The organism is Nocardiopsis sp. NPDC006198 (assembly GCF_040613895.1).
Classification (GTDB): domain Bacteria; phylum Actinomycetota; class Actinomycetes; order Streptosporangiales; family Streptosporangiaceae; genus Nocardiopsis; species Nocardiopsis tropica.
Genome location: NZ_JBEXSY010000078.1, coordinates 14,582 through 32,784 on the forward strand (window position 1 = coordinate 14,582; position 18,203 = coordinate 32,784).

Here is an 18,203-nt window from a genome sequence, read left to right on the forward strand (position 1 = left end):
CGCGACGGGCGCCCTGTCGATGGTGGCAGGTCGCCGCCGCCGGGGCATCTGAATTATCGCAGGCCGGGCGACACGCGACATTGCGCCGTGCGGAGTCGCCCGGTGACCCCCGGTCGATACTGGCCGAAGAAGTCCCGATCTTCCGGGCGGAAGTTTTCCGGACCTTCACGCGCCGGGAAACTTCACGATCATGTGCGCGGACCGCGGCGTTGACCGCGCGGAGGCACTGACGGTAGCGTCGTTTTCCACATACCAAAAGCTATTTTCGTATTGCGGAAGGTTTCCATGGGCGCCACGCACGGGGTCGAGATCACCGGCCCCCTCCACGACCGGTTCGACGAGATCCTCACGGATGAGGCCCTGGCCCTCGTCGCCGAACTCCACCGCACCTTCGAGGGGCGCCGCCAGGAGCTCCTCGCCGCCCGCAGGACCCGCGAGGAGCAGATCGCCGCGGGCGCCGACCTCGACTTCCTCCCCGAGACCAAGCACATCCGCGAGGACGACAGCTGGCAGGTCGCCCCGCCCGCGCCCGGCATCACCGACCGCCGGGTCGAGATCACCGGCCCCACCGACCGCAAGATGACCGTCAACGCGCTCAACTCCGGCGCGAAGGTGTGGCTCGCCGACTTCGAGGACGCGAACACCCCGCTGTGGGAGAACATGATCGGCGGGCAGCTCAACCTGCGCGACGCCCTCGACCGGCAGATCGACTTCACCTCCCCGCAGGGCAAGACCTACGCCCTGAAGGAGGACGGCGAGCTCGCCACCGTCGTCGTCCGGCCGCGCGGCTGGCACCTGGACGAGAAGCACATCCTCGTCGACGGCCGCCGGACGAGCGGCGGCATCGTCGACTTCGCGCTCTACCTCTTCCACAGCGCCCGGCGGCAGATCGCCAAGGGCAAGGGGCCGTACTTCTACCTGCCCAAGATGCAGAGCCACCTCGAGGCCCGCCTCTGGAACGACATCTTCGTCCTGGCCCAGGAGCGCCTGGGGATCCCGCGCGGCACCATCCGCGCCACCTGCCTGATCGAGACCATCCCGGCCGCCTTCGAGATGGAGGAGATCCTCTACGAGCTGCGGGAGCACTCCGCGGGGCTCAACGCGGGGCGCTGGGACTACCTGTTCAGCATCATCAAGACGCACCGCACCCGTGGCCGCAGGTTCCTGCTGCCCGAGCGCAACGCCGTGACGATGACCGCCCCGTTCATGCGCGCCTACACCGAACTGCTGGTCAAGACCTGCCACAAGCGCGGCGCCCACGCCATCGGCGGCATGGCCGCGTTCATCCCGTCCCGCCGCGACGCCGAGGTGAACGAGGTCGCCTTCGCCAAGGTCCGCGACGACAAGTCCCGCGAGTCCGGCGACGGGTTCGACGGTTCGTGGGTGGCCCACCCCGACCTGGTCCCGGTCGCCATGGAGGTCTTCGACGGCGTCCTCGGCGAGCGCCCCCACCAGATCGACAAGCAGCGTCCCGAGGTCGAGGCGACCGCCGCGGACCTGCTCTCCGTCGACCGGACCCCGGGCGGCGTCACCCTCGCCGGCCTGAGCGGCAACATCAACGTCGCCCTCCAGTACCTGGCGGCCTGGATGGGCGGCAACGGCGCGGTGGCCATCCACAACCTCATGGAGGACGCCGCCACCGCCGAGATCTCCCGGTCCCAGATCTGGCAGTGGCTGCACAACGACGTCACCCTCGACGGCGGCGAGAAGGTCACCGCCGAGCTCGTCAGGCAGCTCATCGACGAGGAGCTGGCGGCCATCCGGGGGTCCCTGGGGGAGGCGTACGACGAGAACCTGTACCAGCAGGCCAAGGAGCTGTTCTCCGAGGTGGCCCTCGCCGACGAGTACGTGGACTTCCTGACGCTGCCGGCCTACGAGCGCATGCCGTAGTTCGAGCTTGATTCCATAAAACGGAAGAGAGTTTCCATCGCACCCCTTGCTACGGCAGGGGGTGCGGTCGTACGTTCCCCTTGCGAGGTCGCAGCCGGGGAAGGGCTCCCGGACCCACTTCTCCGGACCGGCCCGGGAGGCGCCATGACCGAGACCGCACCCGCCACACGGACCCCGGCGGCCCTGGCCGCCCTCGTCCCCGTGCTGCGCGACATCTGCGGTGAGGACGGCGTCCTGACCGACGCCTCCCGGCGACGCACCTACGAGAGCGACGGGCTCACCCACCACAGGTCCGTCCCCGGCGTCGTCGTGCTCCCCACCACCGCCGAGCAGGTCGCCGCCGTCGTCCGGCTCTGCTCCGACCGCGGCGTCCCCTTCGTGCCGCGGGGCGCGGGCACGGGCCTCTCCGCGGGGGCGCTCCCCCACGCCGAGGGCGTCCTGGTCGTCACCTCGCGCATGCGCCGCATCATCGAGATCGACGTCGAGAACGAGTGCGCGGTCGTCGAGCCGGGGGTGGCCAACCTCGACGTCACCCGCGCCGCGGCCCCCCACGGGTACTACTACGCGCCCGACCCCTCCAGCCAGCAGGTGTGCTCGGTGGGCGGCAACGTCGCCGAGAACTCCGGCGGCGCCCACTGCCTCAAGTACGGGTTCACCGTCAACCACGTGCGCGGCCTCGACATCGTCACCCCCTCCGGCGAACTCGTCAGCCTCGGCGGCCGGAGCCCCGACGCCCCCGGCTACGACCTCATCGGCGCGTTCGTCGGCTCCGAGGGCACACTCGGCATCGCCACACGCATCACCGTCAACCTGACCCGCGCCCCGCAGAAGACCGTGACCCTGCTGTCCGCGTTCACGTCGATGGACGCGGGCGGGCGGGCGGTCAGCTCCGTGATCGCCGCCGGAGTGCTGCCCTCCGCCATGGAGATGATGGACGCGCTCGCCATCGAGGCCGCCGAGAAGGCCGTCGCCTGCGACTACCCGCAGGGGGCGGCGGCCGTGCTGGTCGTGGAGCTGGACGGCCCCGCCGCGGAGGTCGACGCCCAGCTCGCCGAGGTCGTCCGGCTGTGCGGCGAGGCGGGCTCCTTCGAGACCCGGACCGCCAGCGGCCCCGAGGAGCGCGCCCGTATCTGGAAGGGGCGCAAGTCGGCGTTCGCCGCGGTGGGGAGGATCAGCCCCGCCTACATCGTCCAGGACGGCGTCGTCCCCCGCACCGCCCTGCCCGAGGTGCTGCGCCGCATCACCGAGCTGTCGGAGTCCAGCGGCATCCGCGTCGCCAACGTCTTCCACGCCGGCGACGGCAACCTCCACCCCCTGGTGCTGTTCGACGACACCGAGCCCGGCGCGGCGGACAGGGCCGAGGAGGTCTCCGGGGCCATCCTCGACCTGTGCATCGAACACGGCGGCTCCATCACCGGGGAACACGGCGTGGGCGTGGACAAGGCGTGCAAGATGCCGCGCATGTACGGTCCCGACGACCTGGCGACGTTCGACCTGTTCCGCCGGTCCTTCGACCCGGACGGCATCGCCAACCCGGACAAGCTGCTCCCCACGCCGCGCCTGTGCGGCGAACGGCCCGGCGTGCGCAGGGGCGTGCACCCGCTCGTGGAGTCCGGGCGGGCCGACCAGTTCTGAGCGACGGCTCCGACGACGAGGGAGGACACGTGACACCCGCGGAGAAGCTGCAGGTCGAGGGCTGCGCCCTGAGGAGGGGGACCGCCGACGACGCCGTGGGGGCCCTCGTCCCCGGGTACGTGGCACGGCCCGCGGACGCCGACGCCCTCGCCCGGATCATGGCCGTGTCCGGGAGGCGGGGACTCACCGTCGTCGCGCGCGGCCACGGTACCGCCATGGACTGGGGCGGGGTCCCGCGCTCCGCCGACCTGGTCGTCGACACCGGCGGCCTGTCGTGGATCGACCACATCGCGGGCGACCTCGTCGTCGAGGTCGGGGCCGGCACCCCCGTCGCCGACCTCTTCGCCGTGCTGGAGGCCGCCGGGCAGCGCCTGTCCGTCGACCCCGTGCGCGAGGGCGGAACCGTCGGCGGCATGGTCGCCACAGGAGTGTCCGGCCCGCGCCGCCTGCTCACCGGCGCCCTGCGCGACCTGGTCATCGGCATGACCGTCGTGCGGGCCGACGGGGTGGTGGCCCGCAGCGGCGGCCGGGTGGTCAAGAACGTGGCAGGGTACGACCTGGCGAAACTGCACACGGGAGGCCTCGGCACCCTCGGCGTGATCGCTTCGGTGGCCTTCCGCCTGCACCCGCTGCCGCCCGCCCTGCGGGTGGTGACCATCCCCCTGGCCTCCCGCGGTCACGCGGAGCGGATCACGGCCGCCCTGCGCGCGACCACGGTCGTGCCTGCGGCGGTGGAGCTCCACTGGCCCGCCCGTCTCCCTCCACCACCCTCAACCGACGCCTCCGGCGCAACCCAACCCGCCCGTCTCCCTCCACCACCCTCAACGGACGCCTCCGGCGCAGCCCAACCCGCCCGTCTCCCCCCACCACCCCCGACCGACGCCGACCGCACCGCCCCGGCCCCGCCGTCCCCGGCCGTCCCTCACCACGGCCCCTGCCTGCGCGTCGTGCTGGAGGGGACGCCGGAGGGGCTGGAGGCCAGGACCGCCACCGTGCTCTCGGTCCTGCGCGGGGCCGCGCCGGGGGAGGGCGCCGTGCCGCCCGCGCCACGGGTGGACCGGGAACTGCCGGCGGGGTGGGGGCTGCTCCCCTCCGAGGGCACGGTCGTCCGGGTGTCCGTTCCGCCCGCCGAGTCGGCGGAGGCCGCCGAGGCGCTGGGCGCCCTGGCCGGCCGCGCGCACGGGACGGACGCGGTGGTCACCGGTTCGGTGCCGCGCGGCGCCCTCTTCGTCTCGTTCGCCCCGGGCGCGCCCGCGGGGGCCGTGGCGGACACGGTGGAGGGGGCCCGCTCCCGCCCCGGCTGGTCGGCCACCCTGCTGCGCGCGGAACCGCACGTCCACGCCGCCGGGGTGGACCCGTGGGGCGAGATCCCCGGCCTGCCGCTGATGCGGGCCGTCAGGGACTCCTTCGACCCCGGCCGCCGCCTGGCCCCGGGGCGCTTCGCCGACGGCGCCTGAACCGGGCGCCCGAACCTTCCAGGACCTGAGGGAGTGCACGTGACCGACCAGCCGCCGGAGGCTCCACGCGAACGGGACCAGGTGTTCGGCGACCTGTTGAACGACTGCGTCCACTGCGGGTTCTGCCTCCCCACCTGCCCCACGAACGTGCTGTGGGGACAGGAGATGGACTCACCGCGCGGACGTATCCACCTGATGACCCAGATGCACACCGAGGACGTCCTCACGGAGACGGCGGTCGGCCACTTCGACAACTGCCTGGGGTGTCTGGCCTGCGTCTCCTCGTGCCCGTCGGGGGTGGCCTACGACGCCCTCATCGAGCACACGCGGAACAGGGTGGAGAGGGAGCACGAACGGCCGCGGGGGGAGCGGGTGCTGCGGGGCGCGATCTTCTCCCTGTTCCCGTACCGGCGCAGGTTGCGCCTCATGCGCGGACCGCTGCGCGCCTACGGGGCCACCGGGGCGTCCTCCCTCGTCCGGCGCTCGGGCCTCCTGGAGCGGATCTCCCCGGCCCTGGCCGCCATGGAGCGCATCGCACCGCCGCTGTCGTCGCCCCCTCCCCCGCTCCCGCCCCTGGTGCCCGCCGTGGGGAGGGCCCGGGCCAGGGTGGGGATGCTCGTGGGGTGCGTCCAGGGCGCGTTCTTCCCCGAGGTCAACACCGCGACCGCGCGCGTGCTGGCGATGGAGGGCTGCGACGTGGTCGTCCCCCGCTCCCAGGGGTGCTGCGGCGCCCTGTCCGGGCACTCCGGGCGGTCGGAGGAGTCCGCTGCCTTCGCCCGGCGCCTCGTCGAGGTGTTCGAGCGGGCGCGCGTCGACCGGGTCGTGGTCAACTCCGCCGGATGCGGCTCCAGCATGAAGCACTTCGACCGCACCCTGGCCGAGGCGGGCGCGGACGACGCGTGGGTGCGTCGCGCGCGCGACATGTCGGCGAAGGTCGTGGACCTCACCGAGTTCCTGGTGGACCTGGGCCCGCGGGCCGAGCGCCATCCCCTCCCGCTGCACGCGGCGTACCACGACGCGTGCCACCTCTCCCACGGCCAGGGGATCACACAGGCGCCCCGTGCCCTCCTCGCCGGCATTCCGGGGCTGCGCGTGTCCGACCTGCCGGACAAGGAGGTCTGCTGCGGTTCGGCGGGCGTCTACAACCTGCTCAAACCCGACGCCGCACGGGAACTCGGCGACCGCAAGGGCCGGGACGTGGCCTCCACCGGCGCCGACGCGCTGGTGTCGGGCAACCCCGGGTGCGCGCTCCAGATCGCGTCGGCGATGGAGCGCGCGGGGAGGCGGGTCGCGGTGACCCACACCGCGCGCGTCCTCGACGCGTCGCTGCGCGGTCTCACCGTCGACCAGCTGCTGGGGCGCTGACCCGGGGCGTGCCCCGTCCACAGGCCCGGGACGGGGCTGTCCCCGAACGGTGAACAGGTGCTTTCCTTGAATCAGGGGGGATCCCACCCCCGGCGGCTCCGGCGTGCCCGCGTCCCGCCCCACACCCGGGACCGCCCCTCCCGGCCCTACCGCCTCCGCCCCGACACCTCCGCACCGGCCCCACCGAGCCCGCCCGCTCCCGGCCTCCGCCCCGCCGCACCCCGGCGACCATCCCACCCCATGTGCCCCACATCACACCCGTTCGCGCGATTTCTCCCCCTCCCCCGCGAACAACGACCGCCCGGGCGACACAAGAGGGTGACAGAGAGGAGTTGCCGATGGTGACGAGCCACGACGGCGACCCGCCCGGGCACGCGGAGTTCAACGCGGTGTTCGAGAGGCACTACGACGCGGTGTACAACTACGCACGCCGCAGGGTCGGCCCCGACCTGGCCGACGACGTCGCCTCCGAGGCGTTCGTCGTCGCCTGGCGGCGGCGCGACAGGGTACCCGCGGACAGGGAGCTCCCCTGGCTGTACGCCTGTGCCCGCCGCATCACCCTCGCCACGCTGCGGGAGATCCGCGGGCGCGGCGAGGTCCCCACTCCCCCGGAACAGCTCTGGCGGGACTCACCGGACGACACGGAGCAGGTCATCCGGCGCCAGTCGGCGCTCACCGCGCTGGCCGGGCTCTCCGACACCGACCGCGAGCTCGTGATGCTCGTGACCTGGGAGGGGCTGAGCAGCCGCGAGGCGGCCCGGGTGGTGGGCTGCGCCCCCGTGACCGCGCGGGGCCGCCTCCACCGCGCCCGCCGACGGCTCCAGGCCCTCATGGACGACACCGCCCGACCCGCTTCCGACACCCCTGACAGAGAGGAGGCGTCGTGGACGACGTCACCGCGCTTCGCGCGCTCCTGAACGACAGCGACCCCCGTGCCGGGGCGACCGCTTCCTTCCCCGACCGCCAGCGCGCACGCACGAAGGCCATCGCCATGCTCGACGCCGCACCCGCCCGACGCCCCCTGTGGCGCCGGATCCCCGTCCTCGCCGGAGCCGCGACCCTGGTCGCCGCCACCACCGCCGCCGCCCTGGTGGTCGGCGCCGCGGGCGGGGGCCCCGCGGGCATCCCCGCCGCGTACGCTGCGCCACCGGACCCGATCGAGGTCACCGGGGGCGCGCCCGAACCCGGCGCGGAGCGGCTCCTCGGCCTCGCCGACACGGCCGCGGAGGGCGACGACGCACCCGGCGACGGCGATGTCGCCCATGTCTCCTCGACCGGACAGGAGCTGCTGACCGTCACCAGCTTCGCCGGGGAGGAGCCCAGCGAGGACGACCTGCACAGCGTCGGCTTCATCCCCTACGACTGGCAGTACTGGCAGGGCCCCGGCGGCGACATGCGCGAGATCAGCACCGCCGGAGAGGCCGAGGACACCCGGGGGGACGTCGAGGAGCACCGGGAGTTCCTCGACGACCGGTCGGACGACTTCGAGAGCACCATGGACGAGAGCCTCGTCCTCCCGAGGGACCTGCCCACCGACGCGGACATCCTTACGCAAACCCTCCTGGAGTGGGGGAATGACGACGTCCCGGCCGACAGCCCCGAGGCGGACGGAGCCCTCGTCAACGCCCTGAACCACCTCTACGAGAACCGCCCGCTGGACGCCGACGAGCGGGCCGCCGCCCTGCGCGTGCTCTCCGGGTTCGACGGCGTCGAGTACGCGGGCAGCACCCAGGACCCCCTCGCACGCGACGGCGAGCTGTTCCAGATCAGGATCGACGAGGGCTCGCAGACCAACGAGTACCGGTACGTCTTCGACCCCGAGAGCGGTGCGCTCCTCTACCGGGACGTCACCCTGCTCGAGGAGGAGCCCGGCGAGTCCTCCCTCGCGCAGCACGGCCTCGAACTCCCGGTGACCATCTCCTACCGGACCTTCGTGTGGTCCGGCTGGGTCAACGGAATCGGGGACCGTCCCTGACCCGGGGCGGGGTACGGGCTCCCTGAGGGGTCGCCCGCGAACCAGGCGGTGTCCGGTCCGGCGCGCGGACCGGGCACCGCCGTGCCGCGGGGCGGCGCGGTCCTCAGGAGAGGAGGGAGGTCTCGCCCTCCGCCACGATGGCGGCCGGGCCGCTCATCCTCGCGCCGTCGGAGTCCAGGAACACGGTGCACTCCCCGCCGAGGACCCTCACACGCCAGGTGGCGCCCTCGCCGGCAGGGGTGGCGGCGGCGGCCGCGGCGACGATCCCGGTGCCGCAGGAGCGGGTCTCGCCCGAGCCGCGCTCGAAGACGCGCATGTCGAGGACACCGGGCTCGACCTCGGTGTACACCTCCACGTTGGCGCCCTCGGGGAAGGCCTCGCGGTCCAGCAGGGGCGGCTCGGTCAGGTCCACGTCCGCGACGGGGCCGGGCACCTCACAGGCCAGGTGGGGGTTGCCCACCGAGATCTGGGCGCCGTGCACCACCTGCCGGGCGAGCTTCGCCGAGGACGTGCCCTGCCTCTCGACCCGGCCCATGTCGACGGTGACGTCGCCCTCGGAGCCGACCCGGACCTCCTTGGCGCCGTCCCTGGTGCCCACCTCGAAGACGTCGCCGTCGACCAGGCCGGCGTGCACCAGGTAGCGGGCGAACACCCGCACGCCGTTGCCGCACATCTCCGCGACGCTCCCGTCGGAGTTGCGATAGTCCATGAACCACTCGGCGCGTTCCGCGGTGCGCGCGGACGGCGCGAGCGCCTCGCCCAGGGCGCGTGTGCGCACCACGCGCAGGATGCCGTCGCCGCCGATGCCCGCGCGGCGGTCGCACAGCAGGCGGACGGCCTCCTCCGTGAGGTCGAGCTCCCCGTCGGGGTCGGGGAGGATCACGAAGTCGTTCTCTGTTCCGTGGCCCTTGGCGAATCGCATGCCGACCATCCTAGGCGTGGTCACGGCGTGTCCCCGACCGCCCGCCCGGGCCCCGGCGCCCGGGCGGCGGCGGGAGCTCCGGCGCCCGGGACCGGCCGGGGCAGGCCGCGAACTGACTACGCTGGAAGGATGATCAAGGTGATCGCGGTTGTCGGCCCGACCGCTGTGGGCAAGTCCGATCTCGCCGTCGAGGTGGCCCTGCGACTCGAAGAGCGCACGGGACGCCGGGGCGAGGTCATCAACGCCGACTCCATGCAGCTCTACCGCGGCATGGACATCGGTACCGCCAAGCTCGGCGAGGCCGACAGACGCGAGGTCCCCCACCATCTGCTGGACGTGTGGGAGGTCAGCGAGCCCGCGGACGTGGCCAGTTACCAGGACATGGCCCGTGAGCGCGTGGAGGACTGCGCCGACAGGGACGTCATCCCCGTCCTCGTGGGCGGGTCCGGGCTCTACGTCCGCGCCGTCCTGGACCACCTGGAGTTCCCCGGCACGGACCCCGGCGTGCGGGCCCGCCTGGAGGCGGAGCTCGGCGACGTGGGCCCGGGGGTGCTCCACGCCCGGCTGGCGGAGGCCGATCCGGCGGCGGCGCGCACCATCCTGCCCGGGAACGGGCGGCGGATCGTGCGGGCCCTGGAGGTCATCGAGCTGACCGGGCGGCCGTTCACCGCGAACCTGCCGGACCACACGTCCTTCTACCCGTGCACGCAGATCGGCCTGTCCTCCCCCCGCCCCTCGCTGGACGAGCGCATCGACGCCCGTGTGGAGCGCATGTGGGGCCAGGGCCTGCTGGACGAGGTCCGCGTCCTGGACGGGCTGGGACTGCGCGAGGGACGTACGGCGTCCCGCGCCCTCGGGTACGCCCAGGCCCTGGCCCAGCTCGACGGCGAGATGTCCGAGGAGGAGGCGAAGGCGGCCACCGCCCAGGCGACCCGGCGCTTCGCCCGCCGCCAGGAGTCGTGGTTCCGCCGCGACCCCCGGGTCCGCTGGCTGCCCCACGACGCCCCCGACCTGGTCGAGCGTGCGCTGTCCCAGGTGGAGACGGCCCTGTCCGGTTCTCCGGAGGAGCCCGGTGAGGCCCTGGTGGACGTGGCGACGCTGGTCCCGCACGGGCAGCGCTCCCCCGGGTAGCGCCTCCCGCTCCCTTCGGCCGTTCCGGGGGCCGGGCCCGACCGGGCCCGGCCCCCGGTGTCGTGCACCCCTTGTCCCCGGGGGCTCCTTCGCCTATCTTGACTCTGTGACCAGTTTTCAAATCTGGTCACAGAGTCAGAGAGGAGGGGTGGGGATATGGTCGTCGCGTCAACACGCGTGGTCAAACCGCATCCCGTCCGTCCCCGACTCGCAGGAGCACATCGTGAGCCCGTCGATCGACACGCCCCCGGGCGCCTCCACCCTCCCCTCCCCGGCCGCAGACGCGGCCGCGGCCGAACGGGAACTGAGGGCCGACCGCATCCTGGACGCCGCGGAGGAGCTGCTGGTGGCCTGGGGGCGCCGCAAGATCACCGTCGAGGACGTCGCCAGGAGGGCGAAGGTCGGCAAGGGCACCGTCTACCTCCACTTCGCCACCAAGGAGACGCTGCTGCTCGCGGTGGTCATGCGGGCCCAGCTCGGCCTGATGCGGCAGGTCCTGGAGGTCGTGGGCAGGTCGCCGGACAACGTGCGGCCCAGCGAGGTCGCCCGCTCCCTGTACCTGAACCACCTCGACTCACCGCTGATGCGGGCCGTTCTCACCGGGGGCACCGAGTCCCTGGGGGCCCTCTCACGGGACGCGGCCGCCCTCGTCGGGGGGACGGTCCGCGAGCGCCAGAGGGCCATGAGGGCCTACTGGGACGTGCTGCGCGACCTCGGGCTCCTGCGCCCGGACCCGCCCGTGGACGACCAGCTGTACGCCTACAACGCGCTCGTCCTCGGCCACCTGGTCACCCCGCCCGTCCTGGAGGAGCAGGGGATGCACGTGCCCGACCACGGCACGCGCGCCGACCTCATGGCGCAGAGCGTCCGACTGCTCCTGGAGCAGGACGCACCACCGGAGAACACGCGCAAGGCCCAGGCCAGGGCCCTGGAGATCTTCTCCGCCCTGGACAGGAGCATGCACGCGGAGATCGCACGGCTGAAGCAGACACCAGGCACCACCTGACACCTCCCGAGGAGGGCCCATGACAGCCAACCCCCCGTCCGCCCGAGACGACCTCATCGACCTGCGCGCACCCGGGTTCGCCACCGACCCCTTCCCGGTGATCGAGCGGGTCCGAGCGGCGGGCGGGTCAGCGCCGGCCCTGTTCGTCGACACGATGGAGGCCACGCTCTTCGTGGACGACGAGGACGTGCGCACCATCCTGGGCGACCGGCGGTTCGTCCTCGACCCCGCCAACGTCGCCGGAGAGGTCACCGCCAGGCGCTCCGACGCCCTCACCGGGCTGGGCATCAGCCCCGACCTGGTCACCTACCTGACCGAGTCCCTCCTCGACAAGGACGCCGAGGACCACACCCGGCTGCGCAAGCTCGTCTCGCGCACGTTCACCGTGCGGCGCGTCAACGCGATGCGCCCCGCCGTCCAGGAGATCGCCGACGAGCTGATCGCGCGGCTCCCGGAGCTCGCCGACGGCGACGGGGTCGTGGACCTCATGCCGCACTTCGCCTACCCGCTGCCCATCGCGGTCATCTGCGACCTGGTCGGGGTCCCCGTGGAGGAGCGCCCCGCCTGGCGGTCCTGGAGCGAGCGGCTGTCCGCCTTCGACCCGAGCCGGCCCGAACTCATGAACAGCGCCCTCGGGGAGATGGTCGAGCACATCAGGGGGATGCTGGCCGCCCGGCGCGCCGAGCCGACCGACGACCTGCTCGGCGCCCTGGTCCGGGCACGCGACGAGGACGGCGGACGCCTCAGCGAGAGCGAGCTGATCACACTGGTGTTCACGCTGGTCATCGCCGGCCACGAGACGACCGCGCACCTGCTCGGCAACGGCGTCCGCGCCCTGCTCGGGCACCCGGACCAGTGGGGGATGCTCCGCGAGGACCCGGGGCTGCTGCCCTCGGCCGTGCACGAGATGCTCCGCTACGGCGGCACCGCGGTGATCGCCAAGGCGAGGTACGCCGTCGAGGACGTCGAACTGCGCTCCGGCCGCGTGGCCGCCGGGGCGCGGGCGATCGCGGTCATCGGCGGCGCCAACCGCGACCCGCGGGTCCACCCGGAGCCCCAGAGGTTCGACATCACACGCCACCACGGCAGGCCGGGGGAGGCGCACGTCGGGTTCGGGCACGGCGTCCACTACTGCCTGGGCGCCGCCCTGGCCCGCCAGGAGGGGGAGATCGGCGTCGGTGCGCTGGTCTCCGCCCATCCGGACCTGTCCCTGGTTCCCGGGCGCGGCCCCCGGCCGGGGGCCGTCCCCGGCGCCCTGCGCCTGGACAGCCTCCCGGTCCGGCTCTGAGGCCGGTCCCCGGGAACGGCGCCGCCCCCCTGCGCCACGGCGCAGGGGGGCGTGCGTGTTCGTCCCGGGCTCGCACCTCCGGGGCCCTCCCGGTCGGACGCCTCAGGCGTCGCAGCACCCGCCGACGGCGGCGGGCTGCTGGGCCGGGGCCCCGATCCCGGGCATGCCCAGCAGGACGTCCGGTTTGGCGTCCGCGGCCGGGCGGCCGTTGCGGGCCGCCCAGGCGTCGCCCGAACGGGTGCGGCGCAGTCCGCGGATCCCCGAGTCGGACACCAGGTGGTGCGGTGCGGCGTAGGTGACCTCGACGGTCACCACGTCGCCGGGGCGCGGCTCCTCGCCGTCGCCCACCGCGAAGTGGACCAGGCGGTTGTCCGGGGCGCGACCGGACAGGCGGCGGTGCTCGCCGTCCTTCTTGCCCTCGCCCTCGGAGACCAGCAGGTCGACCTCCCGGCCGACGAGCTTCTTGTTCTCCTCCCAGGAGATCCCGTCCTGGAGCTCCACCAGCCGCTGGTAGCGGTCCTTGACCACGTCCGGCGGCACCTGGCCGTCCATGGTGGCCGCCGGGGTTCCCGGGCGCTTGGAGTACTGGAAGGTGTACGCCATGGAGAAGCGGGCCTCGCGGACCACGTGGAGGGTCTCCTGGAAGTCCTCCTCCGTCTCCCCGGGGAAGCCCACGATGATGTCCGTGGTGATCGCGGCGTGCGGCATGGCGGCGCGCACCTTCTCCACGATGCCGAGGAAGCGCTCCTGGCGGTAGGAGCGGCGCATGTCCTTGAGGACCTTGCTGGACCCGGACTGCAGCGGCATGTGGAGCTGCGGCATGACGTTGGGCGTCTCGGCCATGGCCTCGATGACGTCGTCGGTGAAGTCCTTCGGGTGCGGGGAGGTGAAGCGCACGCGCTCCAGCCCCTCGATCCCGCCGCAGGCGCGCAGCAGCTTGGAGAAGGCCTGCCGGTCGCCGAAGCCGCTGCCGTAGGCGTTGACGTTCTGGCCGAGCAGGGTGATCTCGCTGACGCCCTCGGCGACCAGGGCGCGCACCTCGGCGAGCACGTCGCCGGGGCGGCGGTCCTGCTCCTTGCCCCGCAGCGCGGGCACGATGCAGAAGGTGCAGGTGTTGTTGCAGCCGACGGAGATCGACACCCACGCCGCGTACGCGGACTCACGGCGGCTGGGAAGCGTGGACGGGAAGTGCTCCAGGGACTCGGCGATCTCCACCTGCGCCTCGCGCTGGACGCGGGCGCGCTCCAGCAGCGTGGGCAGGGAGCCGATGTTGTGGGTGCCGAAGACGACGTCGACCCAGGGCGCGCGGCGCACGATCTCGCCGCGGTCCTTCTGGGCGAGGCAGCCGCCGACGGCGATCTGCATCCCCGGGTTGGCATCCTTGACCGGGCGCAGGTGCCCGAGGTTGCCGTAGAGGCGGTTGTCGGCGTTCTCCCTGACCGCACAGGTGTTGAACACGACGATGTCTGCGGTGGTGTCCTCGGCTGCGCGCGCGTACCCAGCGTCCTCCAGCAGACCGGAGAGGCGCTCGGAGTCGTGGACGTTCATCTGGCAGCCGTAGGTCCGCACTTGGTAGGTACGACTCTGGCTCACGGCACCAGGCTATCCGGTGCGGCGCACCGCCCGGGGACGGCCGCGGTCCCCGGCCGCCCCGTCCGGGCGCGCAACGCGGCCCGTCCTCCGGGACGCGTCGGCGCGTCGCGTTATCGACCCGGTTCCGCGACGTTTTCCGGGCGGCCGATAGTCGAGACGCCGAATCTGAAACGCCACCGGACAAACACCCAGCGTGGCGATATCAAACCGAACAACGTTCACTGGTAACGTTTCCAGTCGTGAGTCTGTAACAAGTGCGCCACCGCGAATTCGGGTGGCGTTTTCAGGGTGACAGTGCTCGTCGAACCCACTAAGTTCCCCACATGACATCAACTCCTCTCGTCGTGCTGGAGAACGTCAACAAGCACTTCGGCGACCTGCACGTGCTCCAAGACATCAATCTGACGGTTAACTCCGGCGAGGTGGTAGTCGTCATCGGACCGTCCGGGTCCGGAAAGTCGACTCTGTGCCGAGCGATCAACCGCTTGGAGACCATCGACTCCGGGGTCATCACCCTGGACGGCCAGCCCCTGCCGGCGGAGGGACGCGGTCTCGCCAAGCTCCGCAGCGATGTCGGCATGGTGTTCCAGTCCTTCAACCTGTTCGCGCACAAGACCGTGCTGCAGAACGTGACCCTGGGGCCCGTCAAGGTCCTTCGCCAGTCCAAGGCCGATGCCGAGAAGCGCGGCATGGAGCTCCTGGACCGGGTCCGGATCGGCAACCAGGCGAACAAGTACCCGGCCCAGCTCTCCGGCGGGCAGCAGCAGCGTGTGGCCATCGCCCGGGCCCTGGCGATGAACCCCAAGGTGCTCCTCTTCGACGAGCCCACCTCTGCGCTCGACCCGGAGATGGTCCAGGAGGTCCTGGACGTCATGACCGACCTGGCGACCGAAGGCATGACCATGGTCGTCGTCACCCATGAGATGGGCTTCGCCCGTCGCGCCGCCAACCGCGTCGTCTTCATGGCCGACGGCCAGATCGTCGAGGAGAACACTCCGGACGAGTTCTTCACGAACCCCCGGTCCGAGCGGGCCCAGGACTTCCTCTCCAAGATCCTGACCCACTAGGTCTCCCCTTTCCTTCCCCTTCTCCCGAACTCAAGGAAGAGGTATCCGACATGCGAGTCGGACGCATCAGCAGCATCCTGGGCGGCACCGCGGCTCTGGCCTTCGCTCTCACCGCCTGTGGCACCGCCGACGTCGGCGGTGGCGGCGAGGGCGGTGGCGACGGCGGCGAGGGCGGTGGCGACACCATCACCATCGGCGTCAAGTACGACCAGCCGGGTCTGGGCCTCCTGGAGGGGGACACCCCCGTGGGCTTCGACGTCGACGTGGCCACCTACATCGCCGGCGAGCTCGGCTACTCCCCGGAGCAGATCAACTGGGAGGAGGCGGCCTCCGCGAACCGCGAGTCCTTCCTCCAGCAGGGCACCGTCGACATGGTGATCGCCACCTACTCGATCACCGACGAGCGCCGCCAGGTCGTCGACTTCGCGGGCCCGTACTACGTCGCCCAGCAGGACATCCTGGTGGCCGCCGACAACACCGACATCGAGGGGCCGGAGGACCTGTCCGGCCAGGTGCTGTGCTCCGCCTCCGGTTCGCGGTCGGCCAACAACATCGTCGACGACATGGGCATCGACGCCGAGCTGCGCGAGGCCGGCAACTACTCCGAGTGCCTGGAGCTCCTCGGCAACGGCACCGTCGACGCGGTGACCACGGACAACACCATCCTCGCGGGCTTCGCCGCGCAGAACCCGGACACCTACCGGATGGTCAACAACCCGTTCGGCGAGGAGAAGTACGGCGTGGGCCTGCCCGCCGGCTCCACCGAGCGCTGCGAGGAGGTCAACGCCGCCATCACCCAGATGTGGGAGGAGGGCGCCGCGACCGAGGCCCTCGAGAACGCCTTCGGCGCCACCGACTTCGCCTTCGAGGAGGAGGTCCCCGCGCTCGAGGACTGCGCCTGAGTCCACCCCGTACTGACCGCGCGCCCGCGGCGGAACCGGACTCCCGTTCCGCCGCGCGGCCCTTGACCAGCTGGGACCCATGGAAGCCTTTCTCAGCAATATCGACAGGGTTGTCGACGGTTTCTCATGGACCGTCCGGCTCACCCTCCTCAGCGCTCTCTTCTCCTTCGTTCTGGGCATCCTGCTCACCGCGATGCGGGTCTCCCCCGTCCCGCTGCTGCGCGCCATCTCCACGGCCTACGTGGAGGGCGTCAGGAACACCCCCCTGACCCTGGTCCTGCTGTTCTGCGGGCTGGGCCTCAACAGCGCCCTCGGGCTGAGCCTGTCCGGCACCGTCGCGTGGGACGTGTTCTGGTGGGCGGTCATCGGCCTCTCCGCCTACACCGCCTGCTTCGTCTCCGAGTCGCTGCGCTCGGGCATCAACACCATCCCCCTCGGCCAGGTGGAGGCTGCCCGTTCCCTGGGTCTGACCTTCACCCAGAACCTGCGGCTGATCGTCATCCCGCAGGCTCTGCGCACCGTCGTCGGCCCGCTGGGCAGCGTGCTCATCGCGCTGACCAAGAACACGACCGTCGCCTCCGTCGCGGGGCTGGGCGTTCAGGAGGCGTCCAGGGAGATGAAGCTCATGTTCGACCAGGGCATCGCGCCGGTCCTGCCGACCTTCGTCGGCTTCGCGATCGGCTTCCTGATCCTGACCCTGCCGACGGGCTACTTCTTCGGCTGGCTCTCCAAGCGCATGGCGGTGGTCCGATGAGTGCGCAGAGCGTCCTCTTCGACGCGCCGGGCCCCAAGGCCCGTGCCCGCAACGCGGTCTACACCGTCGGCACGCTGATCCTCTTCGCGATCGGCCTGGCGATCCTGTACCTGGGCTTCAACCGCACCCTGACCGAGCGGGAGACGGGGTTGTTCGACCCCGCCACCTGGGCGGTCAACCCGGCCGGGCAGTGGACGGCCGAGAAGTGGGAGCCGTTCCTGCGGCCCGACACCTGGACCGACTACGTCATCCCGGGCCTCCAGAACACCCTGACGGCCGCCCTGACCGCCGCGGTGCTCGCCATCGCGTTCGGCCTCGTGTTCGGTATCGGCCGCATGTCGGACCACTGGTGGATCCGCGTCCCGGCCGGGGCCGTCGTGGAGTTCTTCCGCGGCATCCCGCTGCTGATGCTGATCTTCTTCACGATGGCGCTGCCCATCGTGGCGTACCAGGTGTTCGACATCCCCACCGGCACGTTCCAGGTGACGGCGCTGGTCGCCGTCGTCACGGGTCTGACCCTGTACAACGGGTCGGTGCTGGCGGAGGTGTTCCGCGCCGGTGTGCTCGCCGTGCCCAAGGGGCAGTCCGAGGCGGCGCAGGCCATCGGTATGACGAAGAGCCAGAACATGTGGCTGATCCTCATCCCGCAGGCGATCACCTCGATGATGCCCGCGATCGTCGCCCAGCTGGTGGTCCTGCTCAAGGACTCCGCGCTGGGCTACATCGTCGCCTTCCCGGAGCTGCTGCGCAGCTTCACCCTGGTGGCGACCCGCGAGAGCAACGTCATCCCCGCGGCGATCATCTGCGCGATCATCTACATCGTCATCAACCTGTCCCTGAGCCGGTTCGCGATCTGGCTGGAGCGCCGCAACTCCCGTCGCGGCAGGCCCTCCACCAAGCCGACGGCCGCCGGCGGCGCCCCCGTGGCGGTGCAGGCCCAGCCCGGCCCGGCGGCCCCGGACGCCACCGCCCAGGAGCCCGCCGAGGGCGGCGCGACCGCCGCCGGACCGGCCGGCGCGACCGCGCCGGACGAGGGCTCCGACAAGGACGACGAAGGCCGGGAGAACCGGCGGGACTGACCCCCCGCCCCGGCCGGAACGGCCCCGGCGCCCCCCCCCACCGGCGCGGGCGGGGCGGGCGCGCCGGCGCCCCCCAACCGCGCCCGGCGGGGGATCGCCGCCGGGAGGTGGGTGACGTAGATCAGCACATAGGTAATGG

Annotated in this window: 15 protein-coding genes; 13 read left to right on the forward strand and 2 right to left on the reverse strand. The window is 72.3% G+C overall.

The window, feature by feature from the left end:
• The first annotated feature begins 285 nt into the window (after positions 1 to 285).
• The 6 genes from aceB to ABZ234_RS30395 all read left to right on the forward strand — a co-directional run bounded on the left by aceB (position 286) and on the right by ABZ234_RS30395 (position 8,322).
• The gene (gene aceB / locus ABZ234_RS30370) at positions 286 to 1,890 is read left to right on the forward strand and encodes a malate synthase A (RefSeq protein ID WP_267946004.1); all 1,605 of its coding nucleotides are present in this window, start codon (positions 286 to 288) and stop codon (positions 1,888 to 1,890) included.
• A gap of 144 nt (positions 1,891 to 2,034) precedes the next feature.
• Positions 2,035 to 3,525, forward strand: a complete 1,491-nt coding sequence (locus tag ABZ234_RS30375; RefSeq protein ID WP_355014295.1) for an FAD-linked oxidase C-terminal domain-containing protein — start codon at positions 2,035 to 2,037, stop codon at positions 3,523 to 3,525.
• A gap of 29 nt (positions 3,526 to 3,554) precedes the next feature.
• On the forward strand, positions 3,555 to 4,982 hold the full coding sequence (locus ABZ234_RS30380; protein ID WP_355014296.1) for an FAD-binding oxidoreductase: 1,428 nt from the start codon (positions 3,555 to 3,557) through the stop codon (positions 4,980 to 4,982).
• Between the two features lie 39 nt (positions 4,983 to 5,021).
• Positions 5,022 to 6,347, forward strand: coding sequence for a (Fe-S)-binding protein (locus ABZ234_RS30385; protein WP_355014297.1), 1,326 nt, complete (start codon positions 5,022 to 5,024; stop codon positions 6,345 to 6,347).
• A 338-nt stretch (positions 6,348 to 6,685) separates the two neighbouring features.
• Positions 6,686 to 7,264, forward strand: a complete 579-nt coding sequence (locus ABZ234_RS30390) for an RNA polymerase sigma factor (protein WP_355014298.1) — start codon at positions 6,686 to 6,688, stop codon at positions 7,262 to 7,264.
• Positions 7,231 to 8,322: a CU044_5270 family protein gene (locus ABZ234_RS30395; protein ID WP_355014299.1), complete on the forward strand. Its 1,092-nt coding sequence runs from the start codon at positions 7,231 to 7,233 to the stop codon at positions 8,320 to 8,322. The genes ABZ234_RS30390 and ABZ234_RS30395 overlap by 34 nt, the downstream gene beginning before the upstream one ends.
• A 103-nt stretch (positions 8,323 to 8,425) precedes the next feature.
• Here the strand turns inward: ABZ234_RS30395 and dapF are convergent, their stop codons facing one another.
• Positions 8,426 to 9,253 (reverse strand): diaminopimelate epimerase, encoded by an 828-nt coding sequence (gene dapF, locus ABZ234_RS30400; protein ID WP_355014304.1) that lies wholly within the window; start codon positions 9,251 to 9,253, stop codon positions 8,426 to 8,428.
• A 120-nt stretch (positions 9,254 to 9,373) separates the two neighbouring features.
• On the opposite strand from dapF, the gene miaA reads away from it, so the two are divergent.
• The 3 genes from miaA to ABZ234_RS30415 all read left to right on the forward strand — a co-directional run bounded on the left by miaA (position 9,374) and on the right by ABZ234_RS30415 (position 12,669).
• Positions 9,374 to 10,375: a tRNA (adenosine(37)-N6)-dimethylallyltransferase MiaA gene (miaA, locus tag ABZ234_RS30405; protein ID WP_355014300.1), complete on the forward strand. Its 1,002-nt coding sequence runs from the start codon at positions 9,374 to 9,376 to the stop codon at positions 10,373 to 10,375.
• Positions 10,376 to 10,598: 223 nt separating this feature from the next.
• Positions 10,599 to 11,381 (forward strand): helix-turn-helix domain-containing protein, encoded by a 783-nt coding sequence (locus ABZ234_RS30410; RefSeq protein ID WP_355014301.1) that lies wholly within the window; start codon positions 10,599 to 10,601, stop codon positions 11,379 to 11,381.
• A 19-nt stretch (positions 11,382 to 11,400) separates the two neighbouring features.
• Positions 11,401 to 12,669 carry a cytochrome P450 gene (locus tag ABZ234_RS30415; protein WP_355014302.1) on the forward strand — a complete coding sequence of 423 codons (1,269 nt, stop codon included), beginning with the start codon at positions 11,401 to 11,403 and terminating at the stop codon, positions 12,667 to 12,669.
• 102 nt (positions 12,670 to 12,771) lie between these two features.
• Here ABZ234_RS30415 and miaB read toward each other — a convergent pair whose 3' ends face one another.
• Positions 12,772 to 14,238 (reverse strand): tRNA (N6-isopentenyl adenosine(37)-C2)-methylthiotransferase MiaB, encoded by a 1,467-nt coding sequence (gene miaB / locus ABZ234_RS30420; protein WP_344180893.1) that lies wholly within the window; start codon positions 14,236 to 14,238, stop codon positions 12,772 to 12,774.
• 347 nt (positions 14,239 to 14,585) lie between these two features.
• On the opposite strand from miaB, the gene ABZ234_RS30425 reads away from it, so the two are divergent.
• The 4 genes from ABZ234_RS30425 to ABZ234_RS30440 all read left to right on the forward strand — a co-directional run bounded on the left by ABZ234_RS30425 (position 14,586) and on the right by ABZ234_RS30440 (position 18,064).
• Complete coding sequence (locus tag ABZ234_RS30425) at positions 14,586 to 15,329, forward strand: amino acid ABC transporter ATP-binding protein (protein WP_267946013.1); 744 nt, start codon at positions 14,586 to 14,588, stop codon at positions 15,327 to 15,329.
• A gap of 50 nt (positions 15,330 to 15,379) precedes the next feature.
• On the forward strand, positions 15,380 to 16,231 hold the full coding sequence (locus tag ABZ234_RS30430; RefSeq protein ID WP_267946014.1) for a glutamate ABC transporter substrate-binding protein: 852 nt from the start codon (positions 15,380 to 15,382) through the stop codon (positions 16,229 to 16,231).
• Between the two features lie 79 nt (positions 16,232 to 16,310).
• Positions 16,311 to 16,985 (forward strand): amino acid ABC transporter permease, encoded by a 675-nt coding sequence (locus ABZ234_RS30435; protein ID WP_267946015.1) that lies wholly within the window; start codon positions 16,311 to 16,313, stop codon positions 16,983 to 16,985.
• The gene (locus ABZ234_RS30440) at positions 16,982 to 18,064 is read left to right on the forward strand and encodes an amino acid ABC transporter permease (protein ID WP_355014303.1); all 1,083 of its coding nucleotides are present in this window, start codon (positions 16,982 to 16,984) and stop codon (positions 18,062 to 18,064) included. The genes ABZ234_RS30435 and ABZ234_RS30440 overlap by 4 nt, the downstream gene beginning before the upstream one ends.
• The last annotated feature ends 139 nt before the right edge of the window (positions 18,065 to 18,203 follow it).

Bases quoted from the DNA above. Each gene is read 5' to 3' on its own strand.
- miaA (WP_355014300.1), top strand. From the start codon at position 9,374: ATGATCAAGGTGATCGCGGTTGTCGGCCCGACCGCTGTGGGCAAGTCC.
- ABZ234_RS30435 (WP_267946015.1), top strand. From the start codon at position 16,311: ATGGAAGCCTTTCTCAGCAATATCGACAGGGTTGTCGACGGTTTCTCA.
- ABZ234_RS30425 (WP_267946013.1), top strand. From the start codon at position 14,586: ATGACATCAACTCCTCTCGTCGTGCTGGAGAACGTCAACAAGCACTTC.
- ABZ234_RS30375 (WP_355014295.1), top strand. From the start codon at position 2,035: ATGACCGAGACCGCACCCGCCACACGGACCCCGGCGGCCCTGGCCGCC.
- ABZ234_RS30390 (WP_355014298.1), top strand. From the start codon at position 6,686: ATGGTGACGAGCCACGACGGCGACCCGCCCGGGCACGCGGAGTTCAAC.
- dapF (WP_355014304.1), bottom strand. From the start codon at position 9,253: ATGGTCGGCATGCGATTCGCCAAGGGCCACGGAACAGAGAACGACTTC.
- ABZ234_RS30415 (WP_355014302.1), top strand. From the start codon at position 11,401: ATGACAGCCAACCCCCCGTCCGCCCGAGACGACCTCATCGACCTGCGC.
- ABZ234_RS30440 (WP_355014303.1), top strand. From the start codon at position 16,982: ATGAGTGCGCAGAGCGTCCTCTTCGACGCGCCGGGCCCCAAGGCCCGT.
- ABZ234_RS30430 (WP_267946014.1), top strand. From the start codon at position 15,380: ATGCGAGTCGGACGCATCAGCAGCATCCTGGGCGGCACCGCGGCTCTG.
- aceB (WP_267946004.1), top strand. From the start codon at position 286: ATGGGCGCCACGCACGGGGTCGAGATCACCGGCCCCCTCCACGACCGG.